Annotated in this window: 20 protein-coding genes; 8 read left to right on the top strand and 12 right to left on the bottom strand. The window is 64.9% G+C overall.

Translation table 11 applies throughout. From position 1 onward, the window contains the following. Positions 1 to 73: 73 nt before the first annotated feature. Positions 74 to 3,508 (bottom strand): bifunctional proline dehydrogenase/L-glutamate gamma-semialdehyde dehydrogenase PutA, encoded by a 3,435-nt coding sequence (gene putA, locus FNJ84_RS16855; protein WP_143794476.1) that lies wholly within the window; start codon positions 3,506 to 3,508, stop codon positions 74 to 76. A gap of 110 nt (positions 3,509 to 3,618) precedes the next feature. Here putA and FNJ84_RS22065 point away from each other — a divergent pair, with 110 nt between their 5' ends. The 7 genes from FNJ84_RS22065 (at position 3,619) to FNJ84_RS16825 (ending at position 9,258) form a co-directional block, all read left to right on the top strand. Next, the gene (locus FNJ84_RS22065) at positions 3,619 to 3,783 is read left to right on the top strand and encodes a hypothetical protein (RefSeq protein WP_185968575.1); all 165 of its coding nucleotides are present in this window, start codon (positions 3,619 to 3,621) and stop codon (positions 3,781 to 3,783) included. After that, a complete protein-coding gene (locus FNJ84_RS16850; RefSeq protein WP_143794475.1) occupies positions 3,783 to 4,964 on the top strand; it encodes a VWA domain-containing protein in 1,182 nt (393 codons plus the stop codon). The genes FNJ84_RS22065 and FNJ84_RS16850 overlap by 1 nt, the downstream gene beginning before the upstream one ends. A gap of 16 nt (positions 4,965 to 4,980) precedes the next feature. Further along, positions 4,981 to 5,568 carry a DedA family protein gene (locus FNJ84_RS16845; RefSeq protein WP_143794474.1) on the top strand — a complete coding sequence of 196 codons (588 nt, stop codon included), beginning with the start codon at positions 4,981 to 4,983 and terminating at the stop codon, positions 5,566 to 5,568. A 5-nt stretch (positions 5,569 to 5,573) separates the two neighbouring features. Further along, entirely contained in the window at positions 5,574 to 6,263 is a 690-nt protein-coding gene (locus tag FNJ84_RS16840) for a M48 family metallopeptidase (RefSeq protein WP_143794473.1), read from the top strand. Between the two features lie 75 nt (positions 6,264 to 6,338). Further along, entirely contained in the window at positions 6,339 to 7,544 is a 1,206-nt protein-coding gene (locus FNJ84_RS16835) for a hypothetical protein (RefSeq protein ID WP_143794472.1), read from the top strand. Beyond that, positions 7,541 to 8,890 carry a cytochrome P450 gene (locus FNJ84_RS16830; RefSeq protein ID WP_143794471.1) on the top strand — a complete coding sequence of 450 codons (1,350 nt, stop codon included), beginning with the start codon at positions 7,541 to 7,543 and terminating at the stop codon, positions 8,888 to 8,890. Before FNJ84_RS16835 ends, FNJ84_RS16830 begins: the two co-directional genes overlap by 4 nt. Further along, entirely contained in the window at positions 8,887 to 9,258 is a 372-nt protein-coding gene (locus tag FNJ84_RS16825; RefSeq protein WP_143794470.1) for an MmcQ/YjbR family DNA-binding protein, read from the top strand. Before FNJ84_RS16830 ends, FNJ84_RS16825 begins: the two co-directional genes overlap by 4 nt. Positions 9,259 to 9,313: 55 nt before the next feature. Here FNJ84_RS16825 and FNJ84_RS16820 read toward each other — a convergent pair whose 3' ends face one another. The 8 genes from FNJ84_RS16820 to FNJ84_RS16785 form a co-directional block, all read right to left on the bottom strand. After that, complete coding sequence (locus tag FNJ84_RS16820) at positions 9,314 to 9,757, bottom strand: pore-forming ESAT-6 family protein (protein WP_143794537.1); 444 nt, start codon at positions 9,755 to 9,757, stop codon at positions 9,314 to 9,316. A 109-nt stretch (positions 9,758 to 9,866) separates the two neighbouring features. Then, positions 9,867 to 10,970 (bottom strand): ABC transporter ATP-binding protein, encoded by a 1,104-nt coding sequence (locus FNJ84_RS16815; RefSeq protein WP_143794536.1) that lies wholly within the window; start codon positions 10,968 to 10,970, stop codon positions 9,867 to 9,869. A gap of 38 nt (positions 10,971 to 11,008) precedes the next feature. Continuing rightward, complete coding sequence (locus tag FNJ84_RS16810; RefSeq protein ID WP_143794535.1) at positions 11,009 to 11,815, bottom strand: ABC transporter permease; 807 nt, start codon at positions 11,813 to 11,815, stop codon at positions 11,009 to 11,011. An 11-nt stretch (positions 11,816 to 11,826) separates the two neighbouring features. Beyond that, on the bottom strand, positions 11,827 to 12,696 hold the full coding sequence (locus FNJ84_RS16805) for an ABC transporter permease (RefSeq protein ID WP_143794469.1): 870 nt from the start codon (positions 12,694 to 12,696) through the stop codon (positions 11,827 to 11,829). A 146-nt stretch (positions 12,697 to 12,842) separates the two neighbouring features. Beyond that, positions 12,843 to 15,107, bottom strand: coding sequence for an adenosylcobalamin-dependent ribonucleoside-diphosphate reductase (locus FNJ84_RS16800; protein WP_143794468.1), 2,265 nt, complete (start codon positions 15,105 to 15,107; stop codon positions 12,843 to 12,845). Positions 15,108 to 15,170: 63 nt separating this feature from the next. Continuing rightward, the gene (locus FNJ84_RS16795; protein ID WP_143794467.1) at positions 15,171 to 16,022 is read right to left on the bottom strand and encodes a 1-acyl-sn-glycerol-3-phosphate acyltransferase; all 852 of its coding nucleotides are present in this window, start codon (positions 16,020 to 16,022) and stop codon (positions 15,171 to 15,173) included. Continuing rightward, complete coding sequence (locus tag FNJ84_RS16790) at positions 16,019 to 16,804, bottom strand: GNAT family N-acetyltransferase (protein ID WP_143794466.1); 786 nt, start codon at positions 16,802 to 16,804, stop codon at positions 16,019 to 16,021. The genes FNJ84_RS16795 and FNJ84_RS16790 overlap by 4 nt, the downstream gene beginning before the upstream one ends. A gap of 179 nt (positions 16,805 to 16,983) precedes the next feature. After that, complete coding sequence (locus tag FNJ84_RS16785; protein ID WP_143794465.1) at positions 16,984 to 17,163, bottom strand: DUF3553 domain-containing protein; 180 nt, start codon at positions 17,161 to 17,163, stop codon at positions 16,984 to 16,986. 33 nt (positions 17,164 to 17,196) lie between these two features. Between FNJ84_RS16785 and FNJ84_RS16780 the strand changes: the two genes are divergently transcribed. Next, positions 17,197 to 17,838, top strand: a complete 642-nt coding sequence (locus FNJ84_RS16780; protein WP_143794464.1) for a histidine phosphotransferase family protein — start codon at positions 17,197 to 17,199, stop codon at positions 17,836 to 17,838. Between the two features lie 12 nt (positions 17,839 to 17,850). Here FNJ84_RS16780 and gorA read toward each other — a convergent pair whose 3' ends face one another. The 3 genes from gorA to FNJ84_RS16765 all read right to left on the bottom strand — a co-directional run bounded on the left by gorA (position 17,851) and on the right by FNJ84_RS16765 (position 22,097). After that, on the bottom strand, positions 17,851 to 19,245 hold the full coding sequence (gorA, locus tag FNJ84_RS16775; protein ID WP_143794463.1) for a glutathione-disulfide reductase: 1,395 nt from the start codon (positions 19,243 to 19,245) through the stop codon (positions 17,851 to 17,853). Further along, positions 19,242 to 20,015 (bottom strand): ribose-5-phosphate isomerase RpiA, encoded by a 774-nt coding sequence (gene rpiA, locus FNJ84_RS16770; RefSeq protein WP_185968574.1) that lies wholly within the window; start codon positions 20,013 to 20,015, stop codon positions 19,242 to 19,244. The genes gorA and rpiA overlap by 4 nt, the downstream gene beginning before the upstream one ends. A gap of 117 nt (positions 20,016 to 20,132) precedes the next feature. Next, positions 20,133 to 22,097: a calcium-binding protein gene (locus tag FNJ84_RS16765; RefSeq protein ID WP_143794462.1), complete on the bottom strand. Its 1,965-nt coding sequence runs from the start codon at positions 22,095 to 22,097 to the stop codon at positions 20,133 to 20,135. Positions 22,098 to 22,306 lie beyond the last annotated feature (209 nt).

Raw genomic sequence — 22,306 nt, 5'->3', positions numbered from 1 at the left:
CGGGTTTCAAACCGGTTTTCCGGCGGGACGGAACGACAATGCCCCGATCCCCCGAAAACCCGGCGTCACATCCTTATTCCGCAGCGGCCAGCAGCGAGGCGTTCCCGCCCGAGGCCGTGGTGTCGATGCACAGGTGCCGTTCCAGCAGGCAATATCCGGCCAGTTCCGCGCTGCCGGCCAGGGGAATGATCGGACCGTCGCGTCCGGCCAGCGCCATGCGGCAGGCACGGGCGCGGTCCTCGGGGCCGTCATAGGCGACCACAGCCACCCCTGACAGCCCGGCCAGGGCTTCGGGCGACAGCCACCCTGTCACCTCGACCGCGGCGCATCCCTGCGCCCGCGCGATCGCCGCCTGCGCGGCCGTGTCGGGGCCAAGACACAGCACATTGCCCCGCGCATGGGTCGTCAGGCGGTTCGATTCGCCTGTGGGGCCGGGCAGCAGCGTCGTTTCCAGTGGCGTTTCAGAATCTGTTTGGGTGCGGTTCAGCTGATCCTGGACCAGCAACGGATCGGCCTCATCCCGGTCATCCGCGACCCGTGACGCGGCAGCCCGGCGGAATCGCGGCACATAATGCGGACCGCCGGCTTTCGGCCCGGTGCCCGACAACCCCTCGCCCCCAAAGGGCTGACTGCCCACGATGGCGCCGATCTGGTTGCGGTTGACGTAAAGATTGCCCACGCGCATGTGGCGGTCGATATGTTCCACGCGGTCGTCGATCCGGGTATGCAGCCCGAAGGTCAGCCCATAGCCCGAGCCGTTGACCGCAGCGATCACCTGATCCAGATCCTCGGCCCGGAAGCGGGCGACATGCAGCACGGGGCCGAAAATCTCGCGCTGGATGTCCCTGATGCCGCCGACGCTGATGGTCACGGGGGGAACGAAATGCCCACGTGCAGGCGCCTTCAGCCGGTGCAGCACGCGACCGTCGCTGCGCGCGCCCGCGACATGATCGTCGATCCCCTTGCGCGCCACCGCCGAGATCACCGGCCCAACATCGGTTTCAAGATGCCAGGGGTCGCCAAGGCGCAGCTCGTCCATGGCGCCATGCAGCATGGTCAGCACCTTGTCGGCCACGTCCTCTTGCACATAGAGGATCCGCAACGCCGAACAGCGCTGCCCCGCCGACTGGAAGGCGCTGGCCAGAATGTCCCGCACCGCCTGTTCGGGCAGCGCGGTGCTGTCCACGATCATCGCATTCAGCCCGCCGGTTTCCGCGATCAGCGGCGCGTCGGGTGACAGGTTCGCCGCCATCGCCCGGTTGATCGCCTGCGCGGTGGGCAGGCTGCCGGTGAAGCAGACCCCCGCAACACGCGGATCGCTGCTGATCGCTGTGCCGACGATGCGCCCGTGGCCCGGCAGCAATTGCAGCGCGTGGGCGGGCACGCCGGCCTGATGCAGCAACTGGGTTGCGCGCCAGGCGATCAGGCTGGTGGTCTCGGCCGGCTTGGCCAGCACGGCATTGCCAGCCGCCAGCGCGGCGGCGATCTGGCCGGTGAAGATCGCCAAAGGGAAGTTCCAGGGCGAGATACAGGTGATCACCCCGCGCGGGGCGTCGGCGGTCGCGAAATCGGCGTAATAGCGCAGGAAATCCACCGCCTCGCGCAGTTCGGCCACACAATCGGCCAGCGATTTGCCGGCCTCGCGGGTGATCATCGCGAAAAGCTCGGCATAGTGGTCTTCATAAAGGTCCGCAGCGGCGCGCAGCACACGCGCGCGTTCCTCGGGCGCGGCGTCCCAGATGCGCGAATGGGCCAGCGCGGTTTCAATATCGGCGGGCGCGGCCAGCGTGATCTGCCCCACAGCATCGCCCGGCTTGGCGGGGTTTTCCACCGCTTCGACCTCGCCCCCCGCGACCGGCCCGGCCAAAAGCGGACCGCCCTGCCATTGATGCGTGGCCCATTCGGCCCGCGCACCCTCGATCATGGCCAGCGTCACCGGATCGCGCAGATCGAAGCCGCGCGAATTGACCCGCCCCGGACCGAACAGCGCCGAGGGTTCGCGCACGCCCCGCGCAGGCTGCCCGGCCACCGCCTGCCATTCGGCAAAGGGATCGGGCGCGACCTGCTCGGGGGGCACATCGGTGTCGACGATGCGGTTGACGAAACTGGAATTGGCGCCGTTTTCCAGCAGGCGGCGCACCAGATAGGCCAACAGATCCTCATGCGCACCCACCGGCGCATAGATGCGGCAGCGCGTGCCATAACGGCCGTGCAACAGGTCATGCAGCGCCTCGCCCATGCCGTGCAGCCGCTGAAATTCCCAATCGCGATCCTCGCCCGCCAGTTCCAGCACCGCCGCCGCCGAATGGGCGTTATGGGTGGCGAATTGCGGATAGATGCGGGGGGATGCCAGCAGCTTCCGGGCCGAGCAGATCCAGGCCACATCGGTCGCGGTCTTGTGGGTCCAGACCGGAAAACCCGGCAACCCCTCGACCTGGCTGCGCTTGATCTCGGTATCCCAATAGGCGCCCTTGACCAGCCTGACCATGATGCGCCGGTCCAGCCGTTCCGCCAGTGCCTCCAACCAGTCGATGACAAAGGGCGCGCGCTTGCCATAAGCCTGCACCACCACGCCAAAGCCGTTCCAACCGGCCAGCGAAGGATCAGACAGCACCGCCTGAATCACGTCCAGCGAGATCTCCAGCCGGTCGGCTTCCTCGGCGTCGATGTTCAGGCCCATATTGGCAAATTGCGCGGCCCGCGCCAGGCGCAGAACAATGGGCACCAGTTCGGCCATGACGCGGTCGCGCTGGCCTTCCTCGTATCGCGGATGCAGCGCGGAAAGCTTGATCGAGATGCCCGGATTGTCGCGGATGTCGTCGGATTTCGCCTGCGCCGCCAGCGCCGCAATCGCACCCTCGTAAGCGGCCAGATATTCGCGGGCGTCGGGCTCGGTCCGCGCCGCCTCGCCCAGCATGTCATAGCTGTAGGTGAACCCCTGCCCGACCCGGTCGCGCCCGCGCCGGATCGCGTCCTTGACCGTCTCGCCCAGCACGAACTGGGCCCCCATTTCGCGCATGGCGCGGTGGACGGCGGTGCGGATCACCGGCTCGCCCAGGCGTTTCACCGCATTCCGCAGATGCCCGGCGATGCCCGGACTTTCATTACCGCGCAGCACCTTGCCGGTCAGCATCAAGGCCCAGGTCGATGCATTGACCAGCGAAGAGGACGACTTGCCCAGATGCTGCCCCCATTCGGAGGGGGCGATCTTATCCTCGATCAGCTCGTCCATGGTTTCGGCATCGGGGACGCGCAGCAGCGCCTCGGCCAGGCACATCAGGGCGACGCCTTCGTCGGTGGACAGGCCATATTCGGCCAGAAACACCTCCATCAGGCCCGGATCGTCGCCCGTGCGGATGTCACGGACCAGCCCGGCGGTGGCGGCGTCGATACGGGCGCGGGCGGCGGCATCGGGGGCGTAATCGTCGATCAAAGCCGCGATGGCTTCGTCCTGATCGGCCAGATGCGTCTGGCGGATGGTTTCACGCAACTGGGCAAGATCGGTCATGGAAATCCTCCGGCCTGGGGTTCGTGTCACGCTAACGCGACATCGCGCCTGTTGCACGGGGCGATTTGCAGGTCTATCTGCTTTGTCCGATAGCAAGTGAAAGGCCCGCCATGATCATCCTCGCCGCCCTGCTGATCGGGGCCTATGTCGGCTGGCGCCGCGCCGTCGCATTGAAGGGCAACCGCAAGGACCAGCTGCAATACGCTGCCTCTCATGCGCTGGCCTTTGCGGCCATCGGCCTGATCGCTACCGTCCTCATCGACCGCCTGCTCTGATGTTGGCGCCCTTCCTCGACACGCTGCGCCGCCACGGTGTTCCGGTCAGTCTGAGGGAGTATCTGGACCTGCTGGCAGGTCTTGAGGCCGGGGTGACGGGCTGGACCGTCGATGGCTTCTACCACTTTGCCCGCACTGCGCTGGTCAAGGACGAACGCCATATCGACCGTTTCGACCGCGCCTTTGGTGAGGCCTTTTCGGGGCTGGAATCCCTGCCGCTGGACGCGCTGGTCAGCGAAACCACCCTCCCCCGCGAATGGCTGGAGAAGCTGGCCGAAAAGCTGTTGACCGACGAGGACAAGGCAGCCGTCAAGGGCAGCGGCAGCTTTGACGAGCTGATGCGCAAGCTGCGCGAGCGGCTGGCCGAACAGCAGGCCCGCCATCAGGGTGGCAGCAAATGGATCGGCACGGCCGGCACCAGCCCCTTTGGCGCCTATGGCTACAACCCCGAGGGCGTGCGCATCGGCCAGAACGAAAGCCGCCACCGCCGCGCCGTCAAGGTCTGGGACAAGCGAGAGTTCCGCGATTTCGACGACGGGGTCGAGCTGGGCACCCGCAATATCAAGGTGGCGCTGAAACGCCTGCGGCAATGGGCGCGGCATGGCGCGGCGGATGAGTTGGACCTGCCGGCGACCATTCGGGCCACGGCCGATCACGGCTATATCGACGTGCAGACCCGGCCGGAACGGCGCAACGCCGTCAAGGTGCTGCTGTTTCTGGACGTGGGCGGGTCAATGGACGACCACACCCGGCTGGTCGACGAATTGTTCAGCGCCGCCCGCGCCGAGTTCAAACATATGGAACATTTCTATTTCCATAACTGCCTTTACGAATCGGTCTGGAAGGACAATCACCGCCGCTGGAACGAACAGATCCCGACCTGGGATCTGCTGCATCGTTTTGGCCGCGACTATAAGTGCATCTTCGTCGGCGATGCCTCGATGTCACCCTATGAGATCGCCGTTCCCGGCGGCGCCAACGAACATTGGAACCCGGAACCGGGCGAGGTGTGGCTGCGCCGCGTGGCCGAGACCTGGCCCGACCATGTCTGGCTGAACCCGGTGCCCGAGGCACGCTGGCGCTATACCCAGTCGATCCGCATGGTCGGCGAGGTCTTCGAGGGGCGAATGATGCCGCTGACGCTGGAAGGTCTGACACAGGCGATGCGGGTGCTGGGATGACCGGGGCGCCGGCATCATGATCGAGACGCTCGGCCCGCTGCTGCCTCAATGGGGGCCTGTGGTGCTGGCGGTCTCGGCTTTTTTGTCCTGCATGATGGTGCCCTTGCCCAGCTCGGCCCTGCTGGTCACGGCCGGCACGCTGAGCGGCGGGGGGCATCTGTTTCTTCCCACGCTGATCCTTGGCGCCTGCCTTGGCGCGGCTTTGGGCGATCTGACCGCCTTTGGCCTCGCCCATCGCATCGCCCCGCGGCTGGAAGCGATGGGCGGACGGCGAAAGGCGATGTTTCAAAGGGCACGGGGCTTCATCGCGCATCGCGGCGCCTTGGCGGTGTTTCTGGCGCGCTGGCTGATCACGCCGCTTGGTCCCAGCATGAATTACGTGGCAGGCGCGACGGGCATGCCAACCCGGCGTTTCATCGCCGCCAGCCTGCCGGGCGAGTTTCTCTGGGCGCTGACACAGCTGGGCGCGGGCTATCTGCTGGCACGGGGCTTTCGCGGCGATGATGCCGCGCTGCTGAAATGCCTTGCCACGGCGATGGCCCTGCTTGGGGTCATCTGGTTGGCGCACCACCTCTGGCACAGGCATGGCAGACCGACCATATAGGGTTCATGCTGAAGCTGACGCCATTCCTGCTGATCATCCTTTATGCCATGGCCATGTGGTTCTTTTCCGCATGGCGGCTGAAACGCGAGCTGAACCAGAACGCCACGCCGTTGAACCATCCGCGCCTGACGCCGATGCTGGAACGGCTTGGCCGGGCAATGGACCTGCCGGCAGTGCAAGCCCATATCTACGAGATCGAGCCGATCAACGGCCTTGCCGCCCCCGATGGCCGCATCTTCCTGACAAGGGGCTTCATCCGCAAGCTGGATGCCTGCGAGGTCACGGCCGAGGAACTGGCATCCGTCATCGCGCATGAACTGGGCCATGTCGCGCGCGGGCATTCCCGTCGCCGGATGGTGGATTTCGCCGGGCAGAATGCGATTCGGCTGGCGCTGACCGGGGTGCTGGGGCGGTTCATCCCCTTTGTCGGTGCCTGGCTGGCCAATCTGGCCGCAGTGGCCATCGCCGCCCGCCTGTCGCGGCAGGATGAATTCGAGGCAGATGAATTTGCCAGCGCGCTGATGATCAAGGCCGGTCTGGGCACCGAACCGCAGAAATCGCTGTTTCGCAAGCTGGATGCGCTGACCGGCCGGATGGGTGCGGGTGCCCCCGCATGGCTGCTGTCCCACCCCCATACCGGCCGCCGCATCGCCGCGATCGAGGCGAACGAGGCACGCTGGAACGCGGGCGGCTGAGGCCAGTCCGGTCCGGCTCTGCCCTTGCCGCCTGCGTTCCAGCGCCTATGCTGCGGGCAAAAGCAAGGGGCAAAGATGCAGCCGTTCCGCCGCCGGGTTCTTTATATCCCCGGCTATGACCCGATCCCCCCGCGCCGCTATCGCGAGCTGTATCGCCGCGAGGGCGTGGCACAGGCGGCAATCTCGGGTTATCGGCTGACCATGGGCGCAAGGCGCGACCGCACCGGCTTTGGCTGGGGTGCTGCGGGTGAATTTCCGCAAGGCAGCGGGCAGGCGGAAATCGAGGTGCTGGTCTGGGCCGATATAGTCCAGGGTTCCATGGGGCATGGGATCGCCGCCACCTATGGTCAACTGGCGCGGACGGCATGGGCCTATATCGGCTCGGGCGCGCTGTTCCGGCTGATGCGGCTGAGGCGGGGGCCGGTGATCGCCGCGCTTTATCCGATCGTGGTGCTGATCCTGCAATTGCTGGCGGCCCTGCTGGCCGGCTGGCTGGCGGGTTGGCTGGTCTCGCTGATCGCGGGCTGGTGGCTGGGCCTGCCGGTGATGGCCGCGGTCACCTGGGCCGGGTTGGTCGGGTGGCGGCGGCTGGATGGCAGGATATTCGCCTATTACCTGATGCATGACTATGCCTTTACGGCGCAGTCGGGCGGTGCATATCCGCCCGCGCTGGAAACCCGCATCGCCCAGTTCACCGACCGCATTGCCGAGGTTCTGGCCGGTGATTGGGACGAGGTGCTGATCATCGGCCACAGCTCGGGCGCCTATCTGGCCGTGTCGGTTCTGGCCGATCTGATCCGTGCCGGCCGGGTGCCTGTGGACGGTCCGGCGCTGTCGCTGATGACGCTTGGCCATGTGGTGCCGATGGCGTCCTTCCTGCCGCGCGCGCAGCGCCTGCGACGTGATCTCGCCTGTCTCAGCACGCGGGATCAGATTTTCTGGCTGGACGTGACCGCCCCCGGCGATGCGTGCAGCTTTGGCCTGTGCGATCCGGTTGCCGTGACCGGCGTGGCACCCGCCGATCAGCGCTGGCCTCTGGTGATCTCGGCCGCCTTCACCAGGACGCTGTCACCGGAAAAGCAGCGGGAATTGCGGGGGCATTGGTTCAGGCTGCATTTCCAATATCTCTGCGCCTTCGACCGGCCGGGTGATTACGACTATTTCGCGATCACCGCCGGGCCGCTGACACTGGCGCAACGCTTTCACGACCGCCCGCATTCGCCCGGCCGCATTACAACGCCCGCCGGTCCGGGGCTGGCGCGCGCGGGCAGCCCCGCATGATCCCGCCCAAGCCACCCACCAGCAGCGCGCGCGGCGGCATCCTGCGCATGGCGCGCGGGTTTCGGCGCGATCTGCTATCGGCCCTGCCCGCCCATCTGTTCCGCGCCTGGATGGCCGAGTTTCGCAATCCGCTGATCCACAGCTTCCTGTGCAATGACCCGGCGCTGGTGCGGCTGATCCTTCAGGATCGACCCGCCGATTTCCCCAAATCGAACCGCCTGCGCGAGGGGCTGGCCCCCCTGCTGGGGCGGTCGGTCTTTGTCACCAATGGCGAGGAATGGCAGTTCCAGCGTCGCATCATCGACCCAGCATTCGAGGGCGGGCGCCTGCACGAGGCCTTTCCCGCCATTCTCGCCGCCGCCCGAAGCGCGGTCGAGCGCCTGCCCGAGGCCGAGATCGACATCGAGCCCGAAACCAGCCATGCCGCCGCCGATGCGATCTTTCGCACGCTGTTCTCGCTGCCCATCGAACATGACATCGCCACCCGCGTCTTTGCCGCCTTTCGCGCCCATCAGGACGCGCAGCCCATCGTCAACCTGGCGGCGCTGCTGCCTTTGCCGTCATGGGTTCCGCGCTGGCATTCCCGGCGCACGCGCGACACCGCGGCCGAGATCAGGGGGCTGATCCGGCAGCTTGTCACCGACCGCATGGCGGCGATTCATGCAGGAACCGCGCCCGACGATCTGGCGACCAAGATCATGACCACCCCGGACCCCCAGACCGGCCGCAGATTCACCGCGCCGGAAATGGTCGATCAGGTGGCGATCTTCTTTCTTGCCGGGCATGAAACCAGCGCCTCGGCCCTGGCCTGGGCGCTGTGGCTGCTGGCGGCCAATCCCGACTGGCAGGACCGCGTCGCCGCCGAAGCCACCGCGATGACGGGCGAGATGTCGGACGTCTCGGCACTGAAAAGCACGCGCGCGGTCTTTCGCGAGGCGCTGCGCCTTTATCCACCCGTGCCGATGATGGTGCGCGAGGCCGCCGGGCCCGAACATTTCCGCAACCGCGACGTGCCGCGCGGCGCACAGCTGATCCTGTCCCCCTGGCATCTGCACCGGCACGAAAGGCTGTGGGATCGCCCCGATGATTTCGATCCCGCACGATGGGACAGCGATCAGGGCCGCGCCTCGGCCCGCGCGGCCTTCATCCCGTTCTCGGCCGGCCAGCGCGTCTGCCCCGGCGCAGGCTTCGCCATGATCGAGGGCGTCTTGATGCTGGCCCTGATCACCCGCGCCTTCCGCCTGTCGCCCGGCCGTCTCCCGCCTGTGCCGGTGGCGCGTTTGACCCTGCGCGGGCGCGATGGCATCCTGATCAGGCTGAAACGGCGCAAGGACGCCCCATCATGACAGGCCGCGACACCGTCAACGCCATCTGCGCCGCCTTGCCGGGGGCCGAGCATTCCGATCCCTGGGGCGGCGGGCATGATTGCTGGAAGGTCGGCGGCAAGATGTTTGCAGTCATCGGCGCTGTGAACGAGGCCGTTGCGGTCAAGACCGAGGGCATCGAGACCGCCGAAATGCTGATCGAGATCGGCCCGGCCCGCCGCGCGGCCTATTTTCACCGCAGCTGGATCGAGCTGTCTCTGGACGCCCCGACGGACGAGTTGCGCCACCGGATCGAGGCCAGCTATCGCCTGATCCGCGACAAACTGCCCCGGAAGGTGCAGTCCGCCCTGCCCGCCCCGCCGACAACCCAAGGGGCCGCCAGCCAATAAAAGGGCCGCCAGCCGCATATGGCGACCGGCGGCCCAGATCCTTGTCAGGCGGCGCTTATTCGGCAGGCAAGGCGGCGCCGGCCTGCTTGATCATCGCATCCATCTGCTGACACAGCGCGGCCTCGGTCGTGCCCTGCTGGGTGGCGGCATCGGCCAGCGTGGTTTCAACGCCCAGGCCCGAGACGGCGCCTTCCTTGCCCTTGGCTTCGGCCGCGTCGCCCTGGGCAACATCGCCTGCGGGAACCATGGTCAGCATCTTGGTCTGGATCTCGACAGCGCCGCCGTCGATATGGCCCTGATCCTGGCAATAGCCCAGAATCCCCAGCTGATTGCGTGCTGCATCATAGGCCGGCTGCGGATCCTGCGCGGCAGGCGCTGCCGGGGCGGCTGCGGGCGCCTCGGGTGCCGCTTCAGGCGCAGGCTGGGTATCCTGCGCCCAGGCCGCGCCTGCGGTGATGGCCGCGATCAGCGACAGCGACGCGACAGTTTTCTTGCACATGGTCATTCTTCATTTCCCAATATGGTTGCACTAGGCCCGCAAAGCCTTGCACGTGTGGGAAATGGCCGCAAACCCACCCCGCGGGAAGCCGCCGAGCGGATTTCAGCGATCAGCGGAAAAGCACCAGAGAGCCGGGCGACCACGCGACACGAGTGCGTGAGCCGACATCCTGCACATCACGACCAAAGACATTGCGCATCGAAATCCGCACCGGCCGGTGCTGGGCGGGTCGGCCATCGGGACCGTCCAGCCGCAGGTCGTAATAGGTCATGTCGCCGTAATAGACGACCTCGTCGATGGTGGCCCCGGTCTCGCGCGCCTGATTATGGGTCTGGCCCGTGCCGATCAGGGTCATGGTCTCGGGGCGGAAGCCGACCGTCGGACCATCATCATCCGGGTTCGCGCGGCTGATCTGGCTGGCGGGCAGTTCCACCTCGCCCAGACCCGCCACACTGACGCGAACGCCGCCACCCGCAGTCTCGCCCAGGATCTCGGCCGGCAGGAAATTCATCACCCCGATGAAATCGGCCACGCGGCGATCGGCGGGGCGCGCATACAACGCCTCGGGACCATCAAGCTGGGCAATCTGCCCCTCGAACATCACGGCGATACGGTCTGACATGACCAGCGCCTCTTCCTGGTCATGGGTGACCAGCACGAAGGTGATGCCGACCTGGCGTTGCAGCTTGATCAGTTCGACCTGCATCTGTTCGCGCATCTTGCGGTCCAGCGCCGACAGCGGTTCATCCAGCAGCAGCACCTTGGGCTTCAGGATCAGCGCGCGCGCCAGTGCGACACGCTGCCGCTGCCCGCCCGACAGCGCATGGGCGGCGCGCGCGCCATAGCCCTTCAGGCCGACCATGTTCAAAGCCTCTTCGACCAGCTTCGCCTTTTCCTCGCGCGGGCGCGGATCGCGGCGCAGGCCAAAGGCCACGTTCTGCGCCACGGTCAGATGCGGGAAGATCGCATAGGACTGAAACACCATATTGGTCGGCCGCTTGTTCGCCGGCACGTCCTCCATATGCTTGCCGTCGATCAGAACCGCGCCGCTGGAGATGTCCTCGAACCCGGCGATAGTGCGCAAAAGCGTCGTCTTACCACAGCCCGACGGCCCCAGAAGCGAAAAGAACTCGCCCTCGCGGATGGTCAGGTCGATGCCGCGCAGGGCGTGGTATTCGCCGTAATATTTGTGCACATCGCGCGCCTCGATCATCGCGGGCGCGCTATCGAGCCGGTCATAGCGGGTATCGCTCACAGAAGGCCTCCGGTATTCTTGCCGCCGGTTTTCGCCAGGGACCGGCGGCGGAAATATTCGCCAAGCGCCAGCAGCACGATGGACAGCGCAACCAGCACGGTGCCAAGCGCCATGATCATCGGGATCAGCGCCGGAAAGCGCAGCTGGCTGAAGATATAGGTCGGCAAGGTCGGCTCGTTACCGGCCAGAAAGAAGGCGATGATGAATTCGTCCAGACTGATGGTGAAGGAAATCAGCAGCGCCGAGATGACGCCCGGCATGACCAAGGGCAGGGTGATCAGCCGGAATGCGCCCCATTTCGTTTCGCCCAGATCATAGGCGGCTTCCTCAAGCGAGGGGTCCAGACTGGAGAACGCGGTCGACAGGATGGCGATGGCATAGGGCATGCAGATCAGCGTATGGCCCAGGATCACCGTCAGGATCGACAGCTGCACGCCGGCACCCAGCAGCACCACCAGAAGCGACATGGCCACGATGATTTCGGGCAGCACCATTGGCAGCATGATAAAGCCCATGATCGGCCCCTTGCCGCGAAAGCTGAACCGGGTCGAGGCACGGGCCGCGAAGATGCCAAGGCAGGTGGCGAAAATGGACGAGCTGACGGCGATGGTCAGCGAATTTGTCAACGCGCGGCGCAATGTCGCATCGGCCCACATCTGCGCGAACCAGTCGGTCGTGAACCCCTTCAGCGGAAAGGCAATGATCGTGCCGGAATTGAAGGCAAATACCGGCAGCAGCAGGATCGGGGCGTAAAGGAACAGCAGGTAAAGCAGCGCATAGATCCGCAGCCCCCCGCCTTGCAATGCGCCCGATCTCATCGCCGCACCCGCAGGAAGCGGCGGTTGAGAAACAGGAAGATCCCGCTGACCACAGCGACGATCAACATGGCGGTCACGGCCAGCGCACTGCCCAGTGGCCGGTTGTCCAGATCCAGCATCTGCACCTGTATCATATTGGCGATCATCGGGATCTTGCCGCCGCCGATCACGGTGGGGGTGACATAGTCGCCGATGGTCGGGATGAACACGATCAGCACCGCCGCGATCACCCCCGGCATGGCCAGCGGCAGCGTCACCCGCCAGAAGGTCATCAACCGCGATTCTCCCAGATCGCGCCCGGCCTCCAGCAGGGAACGGTCGATCTTTTCCAGCGCCACGAAAATCGGCAGGATCGCGAAAGGCGCATAGGCATGGGCCAGCGTCAGCACGATGGAATTGACGTTATAAAGGATGAAGGTCAGCGGCTCGTCGATAAGGCCAAGCCCGGTCAGGCTGCTGTTGATGACGCCGTTATAGCCAAGGATCACTTTCCACAGAAACACCCGGATCAGATAGCTGGTCCAGAAGGGAATGGTGATCAGAAACAGCCACAGCGCCTTGCGTTCGGGCCTGACGACAAGGCTGACGTAATAGGCCACCGGAAAGGCCAGAAGCACGGTCACCAAGGTCACCATCATCGACACGCCAAGCGAGCGCATCATGACCGAACGCACGATCGGGTCGGTAAAGACGTGGCGGTAATTGTCCAGCGTGAAGTCGCGGACGACCTCAAGATAGCCATCGGTCAGAAAGCTATAGGTCACGATGGTGAAAAGCGGCGCGGCCAGCACCAGCAGCGCATAAAAGAATGGCGGCGCGATCAGTGTCGCACCCTGAACGGCCTCGCTTTTCGATCCGCTGGACATAGCCGCCCCCTGCCGGCCCTGTTGACCGGACCCGGAACAATTTCTTCCACAAGTTTTGCAAAAGGGGAAGAGGGCATGGCGCCTTCCTCCCCGATCAGCCGGTCATTGCAGACCGGATGACCTTGCATCGACCAGCCTGCCCCGGATCAGCCACATTTGGAATGGCCGCAGCTGGGGCAGGTCATGCAGCCCTCGATCATGCGCATCCCGTATTGGCCGCAACTGGGGCAAGCCGGGCCACGCGGGCGTTCGCCGATGGCCATGACTTCGGCCTGAGGGTCGGATTTCAGGCCCATGCCCTCGCCCTCGATAAAGCCGGTGGCGATCATGTGACGCTCGATCACGCCGCCGATGGCCGCCAGGATCGAGGGGACGTATTTGCCAGCCATCCATGCGCCGCCGCGCGGATCGAACACGGCCTTCAATTCCTCGACCACGAAAGACACATCGCCACCGCGCCGGAACACCGCCGAAATCATCCGGGTCAGCGCCACGGTCCAGGCGAAATGTTCCATGTTCTTCGAGTTGATAAAGACCTCGAAGGGCCGCCGGTGGCCCGCCTGCACGATGTCGTTGACGGTGATATAGATCGCGTGTTCGCTGCCCGGCCATTTCAGCTTGTAGGTCGACCCTTCCAGCGCCGCCGGGCGGTCCAGCGGCTCGGTCAGGTAGACGACATCGGCACCCTTGTCGGCCTCGGGCGCGGCCTCGGTCTTTTCGCTGACCGACAGGACCGAACCGGTCACGTCATTCGGGCGATAGGTGGTGCAGCCCTTGCAGCCCTTGTCCCACGCGGCAAGGTAGACATCCTTGAAGCCCTCGAAGCTGATATCCTCGGGGCAGTTGATGGTCTTCGAGATGGAGCTGTCGACCCATTCCTGCGCCGCCGCCTGCATGGCGACATGGTCCAGCGGCGCCAGCGTCTGCGCATTGACGAAATAATCCGGCAAGGGCGCATCGCCGTGCAAGTCGCGCCACATCTGGACGGCGTAATCGACGACCTCTTCCTCGGTGCGCGAACCGTCCTTTTGCAAGACCTTGCGGGTATAGGCATAGGCAAAGACCGGCTCGATCCCCGAGGAGACGTTCCCGGCATAGAGGCTGATCGTCCCGGTCGGCGCGATGCTGGTCAGCAGGGCGTTGCGGATGCCCTTCTGGGCGATGGCCGCGCGCACATCATCATCCATCCGGGCCATGAAGCCGGATTTCAGGTATTCATCGGCATCGAACAGCGGGAAGGCACCCTTTTCCTCGGCCAGATCGGCGCTGGCCAGATAGGCGGAACGGGCGATGGCCTTCATCCATTTGCGCGTCTGTTCCACCGCATCATCGGCGCCGTAACGCAGGCCCAGCATCAGCAGCGCATCGGCCAGCCCGGTGACGCCCAGACCGATGCGGCGCTTGGCTTGGGCCTCGGCCAGTTGCTGGGGCAGCGGGAAGCGGCTGGCATCGACCACGTTATCCATCATGCGGACGGCGGTGCGGACCAGATCGTCCAGGCCGCTCTCATCAAGATGGGCGTCCTTGGTGAAGGGGTCCGTCACCAGCCGGGCAAGGTTGATCGAGCCCAGCAGGCAGGCGCCATAGGGCGGCAGGGGCTGTTCGCCGCAGGGGTTGGTGGCGGCGATGGTTTCCACGTATTGCAGGTTGTTCTGCTGGTTGATGCGGTCGATGAAGATCACGCCCGGCTCGGCGAAATCATAGGTCGCGCGCATGATCCGGTTCCACAGATCGCGCGCATCGACGGTGCGATAAACGCGGCCGTCAAAGACCAGATCCCAGCTGCCGCCATCCTTGACCGCCTGCATGAAGGGATCGGTGATCAGCACCGACAGGTTGAACATGCGCAGCCGCGCGCTGTCCTGCTTGGCCTCGATAAAGGCCTCGATATCGGGATGGTCGCAGCGCATCGTGGCCATCATCGCGCCGCGACGGCTGCCCGCCGACATGATCGTGCGGCACATCGCGTCCCAGACATCCATGAAGGACAGCGGACCCGAGGCGTCAGCCGCAACCCCGTGCACCGCCGCCCCGCGCGGGCGGATGGTCGAGAAGTCGTAACCGATCCCGCCGCCCTGCTGCATGGTCAGCGCGGCCTCTTTCAGCATGTCGAAAATGCCGCCCATGCTGTCGGGGATGGTGCCCATGACAAAGCAGTTGAACAGCGTGACCGAACGCCCTGTGCCCGCCCCCGCCAGAATGCGGCCTGCGGGCAGGAACTTGAAATCCTCCAGCGCGGTATAGAAGCGGCCTTCCCATTCCGCCGGGTTCTGTTCCACGCTGGCCAGATCGCGGGCGACACGGCGCCAGCTATCCTCGACCGAGCCGTCAATCGCCTGCCCCTCGGCATCCTTCAGCCGGTATTTCATGTCCCAGATCTGTTCGGCGATAGGGGCGGCAAAGCGGGTCATTCGAAACATTCCTTAGTGGGTCTATTGGAAGAAGATACCATATATGGTGACTACCGATCACTCTCAAGGCGCAATCATACCATCATCAAGGGCAAATCGCACGGATTCCTCGGCCTTGGCCGACAGTGATTTTCGCGTCTCGCCAGCCACCGGAATCGGCGCGTGCAAAGTGACCGTCACACTGCCCTGACGCGGCACCGAAAGCACATGCAACAGATGCGGGCCAAGGTCCATATCGCCCCACCAGCCATAAAAGCGCGGGTCCTCGCCGCGTGGGGCGTGGTAATCCGCCGTGATCGGCTGGATCGCCAGATCGGCGGGCAGTTCATCATCCAGAAAGCCCTGGAACAGCGTCGGCTTGAAGGGCAGCACCCGGCGGCCATCGGATGAGGTGCCCTCGGGGAAGAACAGCAGCCGGTGGCCCGCGCGGACGCGCAGGGCGAACTCATGCGCCTGCTGGCGGGCCAGCTTCGGGTCGCGCACGACGAAATGGGTATTGGTCACGCGGGTCAGGATATTGATACCGGGCCAGCCCTGAACCTCGGCCTTGCTGACGAAAAACACCGGCATGGCGGCGTTCAGCACGAAGATATCCAGCCAGCTGGAGTGGTTGGCCACCACCGCACCGGGGCCGCGCAGGGGCTGACCCTTGCGATGCCAGCCGATCCCCATGCAGAACAGGACCAGCCGGCAGACGATCTGCACGTAAGGACCGGTCCAGGGACGGCGCGGGCCGTGGAACAGCCGCTCGATCAGGCGCAACGGCAGGATCAGCAGGACGCCGGTGATCAGAACCAGAACGGCAGGCACCCCGCGGCGGATCACCCGGAACCATCCCGTCACCCCCTGCGGCCGGCCCAGCTGAATCCCTTCCTCGCCGCGCCAGGTGGCGGCACCCCGCCCCGGCTGGCTCATTGCCCCTGCTGCCAGCGCGATTCGTAGAATTTGCGGTGCTTGTCCGACATCACCGCGGTATCCATCAGCAAAAAGACATCGGTGGTGTTGAAGGCACGGTCCAGAAAGGCGCCCTGCCCCACGACGCCGCCGACCCGCAGATAAGCCTTAATCAGCGCAGGCATGTTCACCATCGCCTCGCGCCGGTCGATGCGGTCGGCGGGGATCAGGTTCATGTCCTGATAGCCCTCGGGCCGCGCGGTCGGGCGCAGGGCTTGGGGGGCAAGATGGTGGTGATGCAACCAGCTGAGCGACGGCGCAAGCGTCTGAATATCGGTGCCGTGAAAGCTGGCCACGCCGAACAGCACCTCGACCCCCAGATCCAGCACATAATCGGCCAGCGCGTTCCAAAGAAGAAACATCCCCGAGCCGCCACGATAGGCCGGATCGACGCAGGACCGGCCCAGTTCCAGCAGGTTGCGGCCGGATTCGCGCAGCGGCGTCAGGTCATATTCCCCGTCGCAATAGAAGCGGCCGAACTGGGCCGCGCGGGCGCCAGGCAGCACCCGATAGACGCCCACGACATGATCCAGGTCGTCGGGGTTGCGGCGCGAATCGATCAGGCACAGGTGATCGACCACGGGATCGAACTCGTCGCGTTCAAGCCGGTTGGCATGATCGACCAGCACGCCATCGCCACCCAACTCCTCGACAAAAACGCGATAGCGCAGCCGTTGCGCGGCCTTTAGGTCGAGTTCGCTTGTGGCGATCCTGATCTGGAAGAAACTGCTATCGGGGGTCATGCGGTCGGACGGGACCTTTTCGGGCGTTCGGGACGGTTGTTTAGGTGGCCTTACCCAGCAATGCAAGCGTGCTGCCGCGGCACTGGCGTCACAGCATCCGGGATTTCACCACCGAAGGTCGAGTTCTTCTTGCGAAAATCGCGCCGTAATTGCAGAAACAGCGGCATGAGACCCGCATTTCAGGCCCCATCCGTCCGCACGATCAGCAATTCGACCCTGCGTCCGTCGATGACCTGTTTGCCCGCATTCGCAAAATTCACAGTGATGCGGTCGCCAATGCGCGACTGCACCTGCCCCAAACCCCAATCGGGCGCGCCGGGGTGGCGCACGATCATGCCGGGTTCCAGAATCTCATTCATGATCACGCCCTTTCCAGGAAAAAATAGGATCCTATGACGAACAGTTCAATGCGGATCGACCCGCTCGATCTGGCGCTTCTGCTTGGCTCGCGACTGTGCCACGACCTGATATCGCCCTTCGGTGCCATCTCGAACGGGGTCGAGCTGCTGCAACTGGGCGGTGCGCAGACCGGCGGGCCGGCGGCAGGCCCCGAGATGCAGCTGGTCTCGGACGCGGTCGAGGCGGCGCGGACCCGGTTGCAAACCTTCCGCATGGTCTTTGGCCAGACCCGAGGGGATCAGCGCGTCAGCGGGCCGGATCTGAAAAAGCTGGCACAGGGAATGGCGGTGCAGGGCCGGCTGAAGATCGACATCGAGGATGATGCCGACCAGCCCCGCAGCGAGGTGCAGATGGTTCTGCTGGCGATCATGTGCCTGGAAAGCGCGATGCCCTGGGGCGGTCGCGTTCTGGCCCTGCGCAACGGACCGAAATGGCGGCTGGTCGCCGAGGCCGATCGCGTCAAGCCCGAGCCCGAGCTGTGGGCCTGGCTGGACACGCCCGCCCCCGGCGCAGCGGCGCTGCCGGCGCCGCCGCCCGCCAAGGTGCATTTCGCCCTGCTGGCCGAGGCAGCCCGCCTTCGCGGCAGGCCGATCAGCTGGGAATTGGACGAAACCGGCGCCGAGATCGTGTTCTAGGCGCCGGCGCGATCAACGGGCGGCGGCATCAGTCGTCGCCTCGTGAAACCGCCGGGTCGGCTCGCGCATGGTCACCATTTCCTCGGCCATGGTCGGATGCACCGCAATCGTGGCGTCGAAATCGGCCTTTGTCGCGCCCATGGTTATCGGAATCGCGGCCAGCTGGATCATCTCGCCGGCCTCGGGGCCGAAGATATGGCAGGCCAGCACCTTTTGCGTTTCGGCGCAGACGATCAGCTTCATCATCACATGCGCATCCGACCCGGCAAAGAACGACCGCATCGGCCGGAAGGTCGTGGCATAGACGTCGATGGGGCCTTGCGCCCGCGCCTCTTCCTCGGTCGGGCCGATGCTGCCCAGTTCATGCGGCCGGGTATAGACCGCGTGGGCGACAAGCCGGTGGTCCATCTTGCGCGGGATGCCGCCAAAGACGGTATCGGCAAAGGAATGGCCTTCGCGGATCGCCACCGGGGTCAGGTTCACCCGGCTGGTCACATCGCCGACCGCGAAGATCGAGGGCACGGCAGTCTGCGACCAGTCATCCACCTCGATGGCGCCATTGGGTTTCAGCCGGACGCCGGTTTCCTCAAGCCCCAGATCGCCGGTATAGGGCGCCCGGCCCGTGGCAAAGATCACCGCGTCGAAATCGCCATGGCTGCCATCGTCAAAGCTGGCCCTGATCCGGTCATCCGCCCGTTCCAGCCGCGCTGGCGACAGACCAAGCCTGAGGTCGATGCCATTCTGCTGCAATTGCCGGGTCATCAGCTCTCGTGTTTCCAGATCGAACCCGCGCAGCACCGCATTGCCGCGATAGGCCAGCGCGGTATCGACCCCCATCCCGTTCAGGATGCAGGCAAATTCACAGGCGATGAAACCACCCCCGATCAGCAGGGCGCGACGGGGCAATTCCTTCATCAGAAACACATCGTCCGAGATCATCCCCAGTTCGGCACCCGGAATATCGGGCCGCTGCGGCCGGCCGCCGGCGGCGATCAGGATATGCTTGGCGGTCTTGCGGCTGCCATCGGCCAATTCGATCGTATGGGCATCGCTCAGACGCGCGCGTTGCAGGTGAATATCGACCCCGGCCTTGTCCAGACCGCTGGTATAGGCACGCTCAAGCCGGTCCAGATCATCGGTCAGCTTGTTATGGAAATCGGTCCAGCTGAACGGCCCGGCATCGGCCGACAGCCAGCCATAGCCCCGCGCCTCTTCGGCAAGGGCGGGCGCGGACGAGGCGAACACCATCAGCTTCTTGGGCACGCAACCCCGGATGACGCAGGTGCCGCCCATGCGGCTTTCCTCGGCCAGACCGACGCGTGCGCCATGCTGGCTGGCCGCGATCCGCGCCGCGCGAACGCCACCCGAACCGCCGCCGATGACGAAAAGATCATAGTCGAAATTCATGCGTTCTCTCCTGCGTCCAGAACCGGGTCGAGATCGCCTTCGGCCGCTTCGCTGCGCAATAGGGTGACGTTACCATCTGGCTGACCGATGATCGCCAGATCGCAGATGCCCAGAAACAGCCCATGTTCGACCACGCCGGGAATGTCGGACAAGCCGCGCGCCAGACGGTGCGGATCGGCAATCGCCTCAAGCGACAGGTCCAGGATCAGATTGCCTTCATCCGTCTGGAAGGGCCGGCCATCGCGCTGGCGCAGCAGGATCGGGCGCTTGCCCAGCCCCTGCGCATCCAGTGCCTCGCGGATCAGCCGTTCGGTCACCTTCCAGCCAAAGGGGATCACCTCGACCGGCAGGTGATAGGCGCCAAGGGTTTCGACCACCTTGCCCGGATCGGCGATCACCACCATGCGGTCGCTGGCCCGCGCCACGATCTTTTCACGCAGATGCGCGCCACCGCCACCCTTGATCAGGTTCAGGTCCGGGTCCACCTCGTCTGCGCCGTCGATGGTCATGTCCAGCCAGCCGATGTCATCCAGGTTTTCGACCCGCAGCCCCAGACTGGTCGCAAGTTCCGCCGTCGCCTTCGAGGTCGCCGCGCAGCGCAGCGTCAGCCCCTCGGCCGCCGCACGCTCGGCCAGCACCCTGACCATGATCACGGCGGTCGATCCGGTGCCAAGCCCCAGCTTCATGCCATCGCGAACCAGTTTCACGGCGGCGCGCGATGCGGCCAGCTTGGCCGCGTCAGAGGGGGAAAGATCGGAAATATCGGGCATGGCATCCTCGCTGGCAGTCGGTCGGCGATGTTATAGGCCGATGCTGGACGGCGTGCGAGTGCCGATTGCAGCAACGCCGCCCCCAAGATGACCGGGGGCGGCGCAAGGTCGCGGCGATTACAGCAGCACGTCGTCGGCCAGGGCATTGATCGTCATGCCCAGAACCGTCAGCGTGTTGCCGCCGCCGAAATCAAAGACCGCGTCGATGCGACCATCGCCGTTCACGTCGGATTCGGTGCCAAGGGCGCGTAGTGCTGCAAAATCGGCAAGGCCATGGCCGCGCAGGTTCACCTGATCCAGATCGTCCTGGAAATCGGCGATCCGATCCGCGCCGTAATTCTGCCAATAGACAAAGGTATCCGCGTTATTGCCGCCAAACAGCGTGTCGCTACCGCCGCGCCCGTCCAGCCGGTCTTTGCCCTTCTCGCCCCACAGCACGTTGTCGCCGGCATCGCCGAACAGCCCGTCATTGTGGTTCGAACCCGAGATATTCTCGATCGAGGTCAGCACATCGCCAGCTGCATCGCCCCTGTTGTTCGCGGGCGTGACCAGATCGACGACCACGGCCGCCGCCGCATCGGCGTAGCGCGCCCGGTCCTTCCCGGTGCCGCCCAGCAGCTGATCCGCACCGACACCGCCCTGCAAGGTGTCGTTGCCGGCGCCGCCCAGCAGCACATCCGCGCCCTGCCGGCCAAACAGCGCGTCATTGCCGTCACCGCCGCTCAGGCTGTCGCGCCCGGCGCCGCCGTCGATCACATGCTTGCCTTGGCCCTCGGCCCAGATCGTGTCGTTGCCCTGCCCGCCATCAATCCGAACGGCTAACGGCGACGGCAACTCGGACGACAAATTGATCGTGTCGTTGCCCAGGCCGCCATTGATGGTCCCATAGAAATTGTAGACATTGATCACATCATCGCCGGCCTGACCCCTGATCGTGCCATTGAGCAAAGAACTCGACGTGCCGGACAACGTATCAGCACCGCCCCCCAGAAAAAGATCCAACGTGCTTTTGGTGCCGCTCACGCCGACGAGATCGGCCGCACTGCCCAAAACGGCTTTGAGGTTGGCCCCCCGCAGGGCCAGGTTGGTGGCGTCATTGCCGCCAAAATAATGGATCCAGCCAAAAGTTTGATTGGGGGCATCGAGCCAGGCATCAATCCCCAACGCCTCGACATTTTTCAAGACCAGTTTATCCTGGCCGCCGGTCATTGCACCCTGCCGTGCATCAATAACCAACGGCCCGGCACCGTCAGGCGTCAACAGGCTGTAATCGACGTATAGCTCGACATAATCCAGGCCTTCGCCGCCGTCGATCACACCACCGCGCGGGTTTTCGATTTCAATCTCGTCGTCGCCACTTCCCATCTGGGCGTCGACCCGATGACTAAACAGTTGCACGTCATCATCGCCGCCGCCCATCCGCAGCGTCGCCAGCGGCGACTCGCCCGAGGCAGGGACGAAGGCTTCGTATGGCCTCAACCGCACATAGCTATCCTTGGCACCGTCAAGGATCGTGATGTGGTTGCTGCTGCCGTAATAGGCGAGACTTTCGGCCGCCCAGACTGCGACTGTGTCCCTCGTCCCGGTCGCGCCGGGCCGCATATCGAACGTGATCGCCTTTTCCCCGACATCATTGTAGGTCACGTAATCAGCACCACCACCCAGGTTCAGCGTGGTGGCAACCCGACCAGAGGCATTGGGCGTGACATAAAGGTTGTCACGGCCCTCGCCAGCCGAAACATAACCGCCTGCGACATAGATCCTATCCGCGCCTGCGCCAGCAAAAACCTGGCCATAGCCGCGCATCGTCAGGTAATCCTCGCCAGCCCCGCCAAGGATGATATCCTGCCCGGAATAGCTGTAGATGGTGTCATTGCCATCGCCGCCGTTCAGGGTGTCGACGCCGGGATCGTCAAGACCATCCAGAACATCCGTCAGCCGGTCAGCGCCGGCGCCGCCAACCAGCCGGTCGACGCCATAAAATCCGTCAAGGCGGTCGTCACCGTCAAGCCCAAGGATCAGGTCGTTCCCTTCGCTGCCCAACAGACTGTCGGCAGCGGCGGTTCCGGTGATGGTTGGCATGGGGGTCTCCTGTTTAAAGGCGGCAGTCACTTGCCTGTCAAATGATGCCGCGCCTTTTGCAGGCGCGGCGCAAGATGCTGGCGATTACAGCAGCACGTCGTCGGCCAGGGCATTGATCGTCATGCCCAGAACCGTCAGCGTGTTGCCGCCGCCGAAATCAAAGACCGCGTCGATGCGACCATCGCCGTTCACGTCGGATTCGGTGCCAA

The sequence above is a fragment of the Paracoccus sp. M683 genome (genome assembly GCF_007096355.1).
In the GTDB taxonomy this organism is placed as follows: domain Bacteria; phylum Pseudomonadota; class Alphaproteobacteria; order Rhodobacterales; family Rhodobacteraceae; genus Paracoccus.
The sequence above is the reverse complement of the archived record's forward strand: the minus strand, read 5'-3'. Positions and strand labels throughout refer to the sequence as shown.